General features: G+C 52.6%; 13 protein-coding genes. 8 read left to right on the forward strand and 5 right to left on the reverse strand.

Going from position 1 to position 12114, the window contains the following annotated elements; all coding sequences use genetic code 11:
• The first annotated feature begins 1 nt into the window (after position 1).
• The 8 genes from PK629_01575 to gnd all read left to right on the forward strand — a co-directional run bounded on the left by PK629_01575 (position 2) and on the right by gnd (position 8156).
• A complete protein-coding gene (locus tag PK629_01575; protein ID HOP10159.1) occupies positions 2 to 721 on the forward strand; it encodes an ABC transporter ATP-binding protein in 720 nt (239 codons plus the stop codon).
• Positions 722 to 805: 84 nt separating this feature from the next.
• Positions 806 to 2413 carry a hypothetical protein gene (locus PK629_01580; protein HOP10160.1) on the forward strand — a complete coding sequence of 536 codons (1608 nt, stop codon included), beginning with the start codon at positions 806 to 808 and terminating at the stop codon, positions 2411 to 2413.
• 407 nt (positions 2414 to 2820) lie between these two features.
• Positions 2821 to 3129, forward strand: coding sequence for a hypothetical protein (locus tag PK629_01585; protein HOP10161.1), 309 nt, complete (start codon positions 2821 to 2823; stop codon positions 3127 to 3129).
• Positions 3117 to 3299 carry a pro-sigmaK processing inhibitor BofA family protein gene (locus PK629_01590; GenBank protein HOP10162.1) on the forward strand — a complete coding sequence of 61 codons (183 nt, stop codon included), beginning with the start codon at positions 3117 to 3119 and terminating at the stop codon, positions 3297 to 3299. Before PK629_01585 ends, PK629_01590 begins: the two co-directional genes overlap by 13 nt.
• 57 nt (positions 3300 to 3356) lie before the next feature.
• On the forward strand, positions 3357 to 4601 hold the full coding sequence (locus PK629_01595; protein HOP10163.1) for a lactate racemase domain-containing protein: 1245 nt from the start codon (positions 3357 to 3359) through the stop codon (positions 4599 to 4601).
• Between the two features lie 21 nt (positions 4602 to 4622).
• Positions 4623 to 5462, forward strand: coding sequence for a PHP domain-containing protein (locus PK629_01600; protein HOP10164.1), 840 nt, complete (start codon positions 4623 to 4625; stop codon positions 5460 to 5462).
• The gene (locus PK629_01605) at positions 5459 to 6532 is read left to right on the forward strand and encodes a sugar kinase (GenBank protein HOP10165.1); all 1074 of its coding nucleotides are present in this window, start codon (positions 5459 to 5461) and stop codon (positions 6530 to 6532) included. Before PK629_01600 ends, PK629_01605 begins: the two co-directional genes overlap by 4 nt.
• Before the next feature lie 178 nt (positions 6533 to 6710).
• Positions 6711 to 8156 (forward strand): decarboxylating NADP(+)-dependent phosphogluconate dehydrogenase, encoded by a 1446-nt coding sequence (gene gnd / locus PK629_01610; protein HOP10166.1) that lies wholly within the window; start codon positions 6711 to 6713, stop codon positions 8154 to 8156.
• 93 nt (positions 8157 to 8249) lie between these two features.
• On the opposite strand, the gene PK629_01615 is transcribed toward gnd, so the two are convergent.
• The 5 genes from PK629_01615 to PK629_01635 form a co-directional block, all read right to left on the reverse strand.
• A complete protein-coding gene (locus tag PK629_01615; protein ID HOP10167.1) occupies positions 8250 to 8963 on the reverse strand; it encodes an HD domain-containing protein in 714 nt (237 codons plus the stop codon).
• A gap of 209 nt (positions 8964 to 9172) precedes the next feature.
• Complete coding sequence (locus PK629_01620; protein HOP10168.1) at positions 9173 to 9604, reverse strand: Fur family transcriptional regulator; 432 nt, start codon at positions 9602 to 9604, stop codon at positions 9173 to 9175.
• 10 nt (positions 9605 to 9614) lie between these two features.
• A complete protein-coding gene (locus PK629_01625) occupies positions 9615 to 10442 on the reverse strand; it encodes a metal ABC transporter permease (protein HOP10169.1) in 828 nt (275 codons plus the stop codon).
• Complete coding sequence (locus PK629_01630) at positions 10436 to 11224, reverse strand: metal ABC transporter ATP-binding protein (protein HOP10170.1); 789 nt, start codon at positions 11222 to 11224, stop codon at positions 10436 to 10438. The genes PK629_01625 and PK629_01630 overlap by 7 nt, the downstream gene beginning before the upstream one ends.
• Positions 11224 to 12105 (reverse strand): zinc ABC transporter substrate-binding protein, encoded by an 882-nt coding sequence (locus tag PK629_01635; protein ID HOP10171.1) that lies wholly within the window; start codon positions 12103 to 12105, stop codon positions 11224 to 11226. Before PK629_01635 ends, PK629_01630 begins: the two co-directional genes overlap by 1 nt.
• Positions 12106 to 12114 lie beyond the last annotated feature (9 nt).

The raw sequence follows: 12114 nt of genomic DNA on the forward strand, positions 1-12114 counted from the left end.
AATGCTTGACATCAGAAACCTGACGAAAACCTATGGAGATAAAAAGGCGGTCGACAACCTGTCGCTGCACATCTATCCCGGAGAAATCCATGGTTTTATCGGCCACAACGGCGCCGGAAAAACCACGACAATCAAGGCGTGCTGCGGCATTTTGGGATTCGATGGCGGTCAAATTTTTGTCGACGGCATCTCCGTCGCCGAAAAACCGCTCGAGTGCAAAAAAAAGATTGCGTACATCCCCGACAATCCCGATCTATATGAATTCATGCCGGCGATCAAGTACCTCAATTTCATCTCCGACGTGTTCGGCGTCTCCAAAAAGGAACGCGAGGAGTCGATTGCGCGGTATGCCGATCTGTTTGAACTGACTTCCGATCTGGCGCAGCCCATCAGCGCCTATTCCCACGGCATGAAGCAGAAACTCGCCATCATCGCCGCGTTGTTGCACAAACCCAAATTGATGCTGATGGATGAGCCGTTTGTCGGCCTTGATCCGGTGGCTGCACATACGGTCAAAGGGCTGATGCGCGATATTTGCGACAACGGCGGGGCGATTTTCTTTTCGACCCATGTCCTCGAAGTCGCCGAAAAACTCTGTGACAATATCTCGATCATCAAAAACGGGCGTCTGATTATGACCGGAAAGACCGCCGAAGTACGCGGCAACAGCTCATTGGAAGATGTCTTCCTGGAGCTGGCGGAGGAGAAGTTTGAAAAATAAATTTTCAAACTCCGGAGTTTGATCCTTTTAACTTGAGTAAAAAGGATCAAACGTCCCTAAAGCTACGAGAGGGAGGCAATATTGATGTTTAAAACACTGCTCTCCACCCGCCTGTCCATGCTGTTTTCGATCATGTTCGGGCGGCTGAACCGGGGAAAACAACCTACAAAAACGAGAAAAGTTCTGATAGTTGCGCTTGCGGTCTATGTCGTGGGCATGCTGCTGTTCTCGTTTGGATCCATGTTCGCTCCGATGGCGCAGTCCTTGCCGCAGATCGGGTTTGCATGGCTTTATTTCGCGATGGTCGGGCTCATGGGATTTGCTTTCGGTTTTATCGGGAGTATTTTTATGACCGAGAAACTGCTGTTTGAATCCACTGACAACGATATGCTGCTGGCCATGCCGATTCCGCCGTCCTATATCCTCGGCTCCCGGCTGCTGACGCTGGTCATCCTTGAATACATCTACAGCGCAATGATTTTCATTCCCGCAGGTGTGGTCTATGCGATGTATGCTTCCACGTCGACTGCGGGCTGGATTTTTTATGCGCTGACCTATCTTGTTTTTGCGCCGTTTATCACCGCCCTGACGTCTTTCTGCGGCTGGGTGATCGCATTGATCAACTCCAAGGTCGCCCGTAAAAACATCGTCAGCACGGTATTCATGCTACTCTTTTTCCTCGGATTCATGGCTGTTTACATGAATCTCAATGCCTACCTTTCCGGCGTGATCACCAACAGCAGCAGCTTGGCCAACTCGTGGCAAAACGGCTTCCCGCCGATTTATTGGCTGGGTACCGCCTGTGCCGACGGAAACGTCGTTAACTTCCTGCTGCTGGCGGCTTTCTGCATCATACCGTTCGTAATCGCCTATCTTTTGCTGTCGGCGAACTTTTTCAAGATTGCAACCGCAAGAAAGAGTGCGGCTAAAATCAAGTACGTCAAAAAGGAACTGAAAGCGCAGTCTGCGCGTAAGGCGCTGACGGCGAAAGAGATCAAGCGGTTTTTCACATTGCCGATCTATTTTCTGAACGCCGGGTTCGGCGCGATCATGCTGATTGCGGCGGCGGTGTTTATTGCCGTCAAAGGCGCGGATTATGTCTCAATGATGTCCGCCGAGATCCCAATGGAAGGCGCGGTCTGCGCCATCGTCTGCTTGGTCATCGGTTTCTGCAATTTGACCATTGCACCCGCCGCGAGTGCGATTTCGCTTGAGGGCAAGAACATCAATCTGCTAAAATCGCTGCCGATGGCGGCCAAAGATATCTTTGCCGCGAAGCTGACCCCGAATCTTGTGATTGGCCTGATCCCGTCGTTTCTCTGTTCGGCTGTGGCTGCGATTTTTCTGCCGATGACGGGACTCGAAATTGCCGCCGTGTTTGCCTTTCCGCTGGCAGCTCAGACCTTCATCGCTTTTCTCGGCCTGTTTTGCAATATTAAGCTGCCGCGTTTCGATTGGACTAACGAAACCCTTGTCGTCAAGCAGAGCGGCGCCGTGATGATTGTGACACTCGGCGGGATGGCGATGCTGGGGGTGCTGGCACTCGTCTATGCACTGGCGCTGGCGCAGATTATGGCGGTGAGTGTCTATCTGCTGATCGTGTCGGCGGTACTGCTTGCCGTCAGCGCGGCCCTTGAAGGTGTTATCGCCAAAAACGCAGAGAAATATATGCTTGAGTTCAGTTACAATTAAAAACGAATAAGCTAAAACTCCGCCCTCCGGTTCGAATCCGACCGGAGGGCGGAGCTGTTTTAAGTGAAGAGTGAAGAGGTAAGGTACCGCCGCGGCGGGAAATTATATTTCGTAGGGGCGCACCTGTGTGTGCGCCCCTATACGACCATCCCGCCTTTAAATTGGGCAACCCCCTAAAGTGATGCAAGCGACGCCATGCGGCGGGGAAGTGATCGTGTTCAACCGTCATTGCGAGGGGCTTCAGCCCCGCAGCAATCCAGACTGGCGGGCAATACGAACGCCTTGTTTCCGGAATTGCCGCGCAATTTGATTGTTCCGTCGGCACGGCGTTTTACACCGCGCTTTGATTACTTTATGAATGAATTGCCAATACTTGCAATATAAATGATTGCAGGGGTGTGAGGCAGATGGACAACAGGAGAATATACGAACAGCTTCGGGAAGTCGAATTGGCGCTGCGCAGCGCCTATAACCGTTTTGAGCAGCTTTGCGAACCCGATCTTGTGGAATCCGAGATTTTTTTGATTAAATGTCTGGAGGCAAAAAGAAATCATCTGATCAGGGAGGCGCGCATCATAGACGCTGAAACCGAAAATGCAGGAACCGGAAAGGTCGTGTCCGAAGCGGCAAAAACGGCTGAAAATGGGGCAACAGCAGGGGCAATTACCCCCGGAGAAAATTTTCACATAGGGAGAGAAGTCAAATGGCGAAATTGAAAAGCTTTTTCTTTTCGGCGGTCTTGGGTGTCGGGGCACTGGCGCTGTTGAACTTCACCGCGCCGTATACCGGCCTGTCGCTCGGGTGGAATGTATGGACGATCGGAACGGGCGTTTTGCTGGGTCTGCCGGGCACAGTACTTATGGTTGTGCTGAAAACCCTGTTGTAATGGCGGGGTAAAGATGGTATAATTTTTTCCGTCGGAATTTCCCGGCGGAGGTGTGTCATGATTTACGAACAAACCGAGGGGCTGTCGCAGCAGCAGCTCGAAAATGCGCTTGCCGAATCACTGAAGGGCAGGCGGCTTTCGCGTGTCTTGATTCTGCCGCCCGATTTTACCCGTATGTATTCCGGTGCGGGAAAACTGACGGCGATCTATTATGATTTGCTGAAAGATAAGGCGAAAATCGACGTGATGCCGACACTCGGCACCCATGTCCCGATGACCAAAGAGGAATGCGATACTTTTTTCGAGGGCCGTGTCCGGCATGAAGACCTGCTTGTGCACAACTGGCGCAAAGACGTGGTGAAAATCGGCGAAGTACCGGGCGAATTCGTGTCCGAGGTCTCGGACGGGTTGGTGACTGATAAGATTGACGTCGAAGTCAATAAACGCATCGTCAGCGGCGACTATGATCTAATTATTTCAATCGGGCAGGTTGTGCCGCACGAGGTCGTGGGCATGGCCAATTACTCCAAGAATATTTTCGTGGGCTGCGGCGGCGCTTCGATGATCAACTCCTCCCACATGCTCGGCGCATTTTACGGAATGGAGCGGGTGATGGGCAAAGATTTTTCACCCGTGCGCAAGGTCTTCGACTATGCCGAGGAACACTTTTTAAAGAATCTGCCGATTTTATATGTCCTCACTGTCACCACCAATTCCGGAGACGAGGTCAAAATCCGCGGGCTTTATATCGGGCGGGAACGCTCCAACTTCGAAAAAGCGGTCGGCGCAAGCCAGACCTATAATATCAACCAACTCGATAAGCCGATCAAAAAAGCGGTCGTCTTTTTGGACGGGCGGGAGTTCAGAAGCACCTGGCTCGGAAATAAGGCGATTTACCGTACCCGCATGGCAATGGCGGACGGCGGCGAATTGATCGTATTGGCGCCTGGCGTCGACAAATGCGGCGAGGACCCCGAAAACGACCTGCTGATCAAAAAATACGGCTATGTCGGGCGCGAAAATGTGTTGAAACTGGTCAAGGAACACGCCGACCTGCGCGAAAACCTCTCGGTGGCGGCGCACTTGATTCACGGCTCTTCGGACGGCAGGTTCAATATCACCTATGCCGCGCCGAAACTCGGCAAGAAATTGGTTGAATCAATCAATTTCCGGTACGGCGATTATGACGAACTCATTCAAAAATATAACCCCGCTGTTTTAAAGGACGGCTGGAACATGGTAGACGGCGAAGAGATTTTTTATGTCTCCAACCCGGCACTCGGCCTTTGGGGTTTGAAATAAGTAAGGGGAACATCTCGCAAAATGATTGACTTACACACGCACAGCACCCGTTCCGACGGCTCGATGTCGCCGATTGAATTGATCGACCACGCGAAAAAGAGCGGTCTGGAGGCAATATCACTGACCGACCACGATACTGCCGACGGCGTCAAAGAGGCGATGACACGCGGCGCCGAAATCGGGATTGAAGTTGTGCCGGGAATTGAACTCTCGGCGCAGAGCGATACCGAGACGCACATTCTGGGTTATTTTATTGATATCGATCATCCCGCGCTTAAAGAGGCGCTCGTGAAAATCAAGGAGACACGTTCGATCCGCAGTCAGCGCAACTGCGAAAAGCTGCGGGCGCTCGGTTATGACGTGAGCATGGAGGAGGCCAAACAGGTCGCCGGAGGCGCACTGGTATGCAGGGCGCATTTTGCGCGGTTGCTGGTCGATAAAGGGTACATGCCCTCGGTCAAGCTGGCGTTCGATACGCTGCTTGCAAACGGGAAACCCGCTTATGACGATACGCAATATCTGACCGCAGCACAGGCTGTGGGATTGATCAATGAGATCGGCGGCATGGCGTTTTTGGCACATCTGCACCTGACCCGCAAGCCGGATGACGTGCTGGAACAGTTCGTGATTGAACTCAAAGAAGCCGGACTGGCCGGGATTGAGGGGTATTACACCGAATACACGCCCGAACTGCAGGATAAATATCAAACCATGGCAAAGCGGTTGGGACTGCTGATCTCCGGCGGCACCGATTTTCACGCGGCGATGAAACCGCATATCTCGATCGGTGTCGGGCTTGGGAATTTGAATATTCCGTACAGCGTACTTGAAAATATCAAAAAAGCGAGGTCAAAGAAATGAAACTGAGACAAAACTGCAAATACGCACTGATGACGGCGACCAGCATGGGCGTGCGCATCACGCCGGTCAATCACGGACCGGTGCATACCGCGACCATGTACGAGATGCAGGCGACCAGCGCAGAGAGCAACGTGTTAAGCATTTCGGCGGGATTGGGCCTGCCGACCAAGGTGCTGACCGCGTTTGTCAAGGACAGCCCGATCGCCGCGTTCATCAAGAGCGATCTGCGCCGTCGCGGCGTCGATTACGAGGGCAGAGAGGTTGCGCAGGGCGGGCCGTGGGGCTACCGCCATCAGTTCAACATCGCCGATACCGGTTACGGCATGCGCGGGCCTCGTGTTCACAACGACCGTGCGGGAGAAGTCGGTCGGACGCTTTCTGCCGACGATTTTGACCTCGACCGCATTTTTGGGGACGAGGGCGTTCAGATTCTGCATCTGTCGGGACTGGTTGCGGCGCTGTCGGAACAGACCATCGGCTGCTGCCTCGAATTGGCGCGTACCGCAAAAAAATACGGCACCCTGATCTCATTTGACCTCAACCACCGCGCATCGTTTTGGAAGGGCCGCGAAAAGGAACTGCATGAGGCGTTTTCCGAGATCGCCTCGATTTCGGACATCCTCGTCGGCAACGAAGAGGACTTCCAGCTTTGTTTAGATATTAAGGGTCCGGAAGCCGGCGGACAGGGACTTGCCGGAAAACTCGATAGCTTTAAAGGCATGATTGACGAGATTCGCAAGGTCTACCCGAATGCCTCGGTGTTCGCTACGACATTGCGCGAGGTCGTCAGCGCCAATGCCCATCTGTGGGGCGCGACGATGCTGTGCGACGGCGTCTGGGAGACGGTCGCCCCGCGTGAAATCGGCGTGCTCGACCGCATCGGCGGCGGCGACGGATTTGTCGGCGGGTTGTTATACGGCATTTTAACGGGCAAAACCCCGGCGGATGCTTTGCATTTCGGATGGGCTTGCGGCGCTTTGGCCGTGTCCTTGATGACCGATTATGCGTTGCCGGCGGACGAAGAGCAGGTTTGGTCGATCTGGCAGGGCAATGCCAGAGTAAAAAGATAAAATCCAATATCTATTGTGGCGAACTCTTTTCGCAGGCGAATAGCCCGCACGGACTGCGGTCCGCTCGGCGGGCCGGGTCGTCCCGCCCTACAGGGGGGAACGCTGCGATTTTTATTACTCTGCGTGTTATATTAAACGCATATCAACATTCCTAAGCAAGAGAAAGGACAATAAAATTATGAAAAAAGCGGATATCGGACTCATCGGACTGGCGGTCATGGGCGAAAACCTCGTGATGAACATGGAGAGCAAGGGTTTCACGGTGGCGGTCTATAACCGCACCGCCGAAAAGGTGACCCATTTTGTCGAGGGCAGAGCCAAGGGCAAAAACATCATCGGCACCTATTCTCTGCAGGAATTGATTGATAATCTCGCCGCTCCGCGCAAGGTAATGATGATGATCAAGGCCGGGCAGGCGGTCGACGATATGATCGAGAAATTGATCCCGCTGCTGTCGCCGGGCGACATTATCATCGACGGCGGCAACTCCCACTTTCCCGACACCTCCCGCAGAACCGCCTATGTCGAGAGCAAGGGGCTGCTGTATATCGGCACCGGCGTCTCGGGCGGCGAAGAGGGCGCATTAAAAGGCCCGAGCATGATGCCCGGCGGCTCCAAAGCGGCGTGGTCGTCGGTTAAGCCGATTTTCCAGAGCATCTGCGCCCACACCGACGGCGAACCCTGCTGCGACTGGGTCGGAGAAAACGGCGCGGGGCATTTTGTCAAGATGGTGCATAACGGCATCGAATACGGCGATATGCAGTTGATCTGCGAGACCTACCAACTCTTGAAAGACGGCTTCGGACTGACGGCAGACGAACTGCACGAAGTCTTTTCCGAATACAATAAAGGCGAACTCGACAGCTATCTGATTGAGATCACCCGCGACATCTTCGGCTACCGCGATAACGGCGAAGTGACTGTGGATAAAATCCTCGATACCGCCGGACAAAAAGGCACCGGAAAGTGGACAGCGATTGCGGCGCTCGACGAGGGCATTGCGCTGACGCTGATCTCCGAAGCGGTCTTCGCGCGCTGTTTGTCAGCGGTCAAAGAAGAACGTGTCGCGGCTTCGAAAGTGCTGACCGGCCCGGATAAAAAGATCAACAGCGACCGCAAACAGTTTATCGCCGATTTAAAAGAAGCGCTGTTTGCCTCCAAGATCGTCTCTTATGCGCAGGGGTATTCGTTAATGCGTGCGGCGGCGGCGACTTACGGCTGGAACCTCAACTACGGCGGCATCGCGCTGATGTGGCGCGGCGGCTGTATCATCCGCAGCGTGTTTTTGGGAAAGATCAAAGAGGCGTTCGAAAAGAACCCCAATCTCGACAATCTGCTGCTCGACGATTACTTTAAAGCGGCGGTCGAGAAAGCACAGGCGGGCTGGCGCAGGGTCTGCGGCGCGGCGATTGCGGCGGGTATTCCGATTCCGGCTATGGCAGCGGCGCTCAGCTATTACGACGGCTATCGTTGCGAGCGGCTTCCGGCGAACCTTTTACAGGCGCAGCGCGACTATTTCGGCGCACACACCTACGAGCGGGTCGACAAGCCGCGCGGGGAATTTTATCACACCAATTGGACGGGTCACGGCGGCGATACGGCGGCCTCGACTTATACGGTGTAAAAATAATTGCATGAATAAAAAGGCAGATTCATTTAATGAATCTGCCTTTTATATTGGAATTCCGCATAAATCGATCAAATTATACAATTTGGATTACGGTAACAGCTGCCTTAAAGCCGCGATGATGGTTTGATCGTATTTGTCGCCGTCTTTTCGGATGCTTTCGAGCGCTTTGGGCATGCTCTGCGCAGTCTTGTAAGGCCGGTAAGAGGTCATCGCATCCAGAGAATCGGCGACCATGACGATTTTTGCACCTTCAGAAATGTCATCTCCCTTTAATCCCTCGGGATAACCGCTGCCGTCAAGGCGCTCATGATGCTGCAGAACGATGAACTTGCTTTCGGGGGAAATGTCGCTGTCGAAAATCATATGATAGCCCGACAGAGAGTGTCGGTATATCAAAGCCATTTCTTCTTGATCTAAAGCTGCGGGCTTTTGCAGGATATGCCCGGGGATCACCATTTTTCCGACGTCATGCAGAAGTGCACCGGTGATGATATTTTGTATTTTGTGTTCTTCTAAGCTGAGACATCGGGTGATGATAAAAGAGAGAATGGCTACATTGACGGAGTGTCGCAGCAGCCAGGTTTGTTTTATTCTCATAATGTGAAAGATCTCAAGCGTTTCGGGGGTCATATGGGGATATATATTATAGAGAATTTTCGGTTCTTTATTAAAAATATCAATATCAAAATTTTTGAATTTATTCCCGATATTGCCGATGCAAGAGTCTGTTATCTCGTTTAAATCATTCATCCATTGATTGCAGACCTCACGGGAAATATTCACTTTTTTTCTGTTGGGCATTTTGGGCTCCTTAAGTGTTTTGGAAAAGGGAAACTTTTAAGGTAACAAAATACGAAAAAGTAACACTAATATACATATATAATACTTCAAATGCTCAAAATGTCAACTATTATCTCCCGCATTTTTCATCTTTTTCATCACGCTTTCCGCGGTATGGAAAAAGACCCGCTTTTGAAATCAATGCAAAAGCGGGTGGTTATATAGCGGTGTTAAAACTCGTTTTTTCGTCGGCAGTCGGGACAAAAACCGTAGAGATCGAGTTTGTGTCCGGTGATGGAAAAATGGGTTTTTCCGGCGAGTTTTTGTTCGTAATCACCGAGCGGGCAATTCTCGATGGTCAGGATTTTTTTACATCCCAGGCAAATCAGATGGTGGCGATGCAGATTGTTGTTGAATTCAAACAGTGCCTTTGCGCCGCCTTCAATGGTCAGCTTTGTGATAAGCTCCTTTTCGCATAGGATGTCCAATGTCCGATAGACCGTTGAGAGGTTGACCGGGATGTTTTTGGAACGCATCTCGGCATACAGCTGTTCTGCGGTCACCGGCTGGTCATTTTGTTCCAGCAGTTCAAGGATGGCCGTTCGGTGTTTGGTGTTTTTCAATCCGCTTTTTTGAAGCAACGCTTTCAGATGTTCATCCATGGCTTCTCCTTTAAGCGGCGCCCTTTTTCTTCGGCTTAATCAGTGTCCGCAGCCCGTAGGCGACCAGACAGCTGACAACCGAGAGTATCACGATCATAGCGCCCGATGAAAAATTGAACGTATAAGACAGCCATAATCCCGCAAGGCAGAAGACCAGCCCCAGCAAAACCGAATAAACCATACGCCGTTTGAAATTGGCGGTCAGAATCATGGCCATGGCCGCCGGAGCGGTCAGAAGCGCAAGCACTAAGATAATGCCGACCAAGCGGATCAGCACGACCACCGTCATCGCAACTAAAACCAGCAGCAGATATTCCAAAAAAGTTGTTTTGATACCGATGATCGCGGCGAATTCCTCATCGAACAGGTAGGCTTTCCAGTGCTCAAAGAAAGCAGCGATGACCAGCACCACAATCACGGTGAGGCCGATGGTCAGCCAGAGTTCGGCTCTCGTTACGGATAAAATGCTGCCGAACAGATAGGAACTCAGATCCGGCGGATAACCGGGGGTGAGCGCAATAAAGAGGATGCCCAATGCCATACCGAGCGACCAAAACAGCCCGATCACGACGTCCGAATTGCCGCCGGCTTTACGCTTGATCACGCCGATGCCGAACGCCGCACCGACCGCGAATAAAAACGCGCCGAGAATCGGTTCGAACCCGAGCAGATAACCGAGTCCCACACCGCCGTAGGCCGTGTGGGCGATGCCGCCGCTCATCATCACGAGCTTTTTCTCGATGATGATCACGCCGATCACGCCGCAGACGATGCTTGCGAAAACACTTGCCAGCACCGCTTTTTGTAAGTATTCGTATTGTAACAGCGCTGTCAGCATTCGTGTTCCTCCCCATTATGCTCTTTTAATACCCGGTGCGGTACGCCGTGAGCGATCAAGTCGACCGGGCAGCCGTACAGATGGTTGACGACGTCCTGCGTGAGTTCGGGTTCTCCGTGATAGACGAGCCGCCCGTTCAGGCAGGCCAACCGCTGAATCTGCGACGATACGGCCAGCAGATCATGCGTGACTAAAACAATTGTCATATGTTGATTTAAATTTGCGAGCAGTGCGTAAATCTGTTCTCTGGAAGCGGCGTCGACGCTGGCGGTCGGTTCGTCAAGCAGCAGCAGCTTCGGTCGGACGGCTAACGCCCGTGCGATCAGCATACGCTGAAATTCGCCGCCCGAGAGCTCCGAGATTTGGCGCCCGGATAGCGCTTCGATACCGACTTCCGAGAGGGTTTTTCGGGCGAGGTCTCTGTCTTCGACCGTATAACGGTGAAACGGAGTAAGCCCATTTTTCAATGTCCCGGTCAGTACGACTTCAAGTACCGTAATCGGAAAACGCCGGTCTAACGCGGCAAACTGCGGCACATAACCGATAGTCGTTTGACGGGATTTGACGTCTTCTCCATAGATTTGAACCGTGCCCGTTTCGACGGGGATCAGACCCAGAATCGCCTTGAGAAGCGTCGATTTTCCGCCGCCGTTCGGGCCGATAATACCTAAAAATTCGCCGTCAGCCACATCGAAACAGACGTCTGTGAGTGCGGGCGTCCGGTTGTAAGACACCGTAAGATTATTAATGTGTATCGCGGGGGTTTTTGATACGGGTTGCACTATTGCATAACCTCCGCCATCAGATTTGCCATTGCCTTTAAATTGTTGATATAGTCTGCCGAGAGCGGTTCGAGTTGGATGGTGCGTCCGCCGATCTCCTCGGCAAAGGATTCGGACTGGCTGCTGTCGATTTCGCTCTGATAAAAAATCACTTTGATGTTCTCCGCCTTTGCCATGTCGATCACTGCCTGAAGGTGCTGGGCGGTGGCTTCTTTGCCCTCCTCCTCGAGCGCGTACATGGTCAGACCGTAGTCATCGGCCAGATAGCCGAAAGCGGGGTGATAGACGATGAATTTTTTCACTTGAACACCGTCAAGTGCTGTTTTAATCTGGGTATCCACCTCGTCGAGCTGTGCAAGGTAAGCGTTTGCGTTTTGTGCATAGATCGCCGCGTTATCCGGATCCAGTGTGCTCATCTCACGGGTAATCGCGGAGACCATCACCCTGACGCGTTTGGGTGAGAGCCAGATATGCGGGTCGCGTTCTCCGCTTTCAAATGTCCGGTCGGGATAGGCTGCCGCGACTTCGTCCGCCAGTGAAACCACTTTGACGGTGTCCGCGACATTCGGAAGGATATTGGCCGATTCGGTCGGAACGCCGATCGAGAAGTACAGCGACGCCTTTTCAAACTGGGCCATGATATCCGGTGTGGGTTCATAGTTTTCGGGGCTGCCTCCCGGGGGAATGAGTGTGACGACGTCGGCCAGTTCACCGCAGACGGCTTGAACGAAGGTGGCCTCCGGGACAATGGAGACGGCGATGATGGGCTTTCCGGCTTGTTCGGGCACAGACGAAGATGTGCCGGAACAAGCCGAAAATAAAAGTAAACTCGAGAACAAAAGTGCGATGAAAAGCGCAGGTTTAAAGGGATGAGATGACATGTTGTTTCC

Source organism: Oscillospiraceae bacterium, assembly GCA_035380125.1.
Classification (GTDB): Bacteria; Bacillota; Clostridia; order Oscillospirales; family JAKOTC01; genus DAOPZJ01.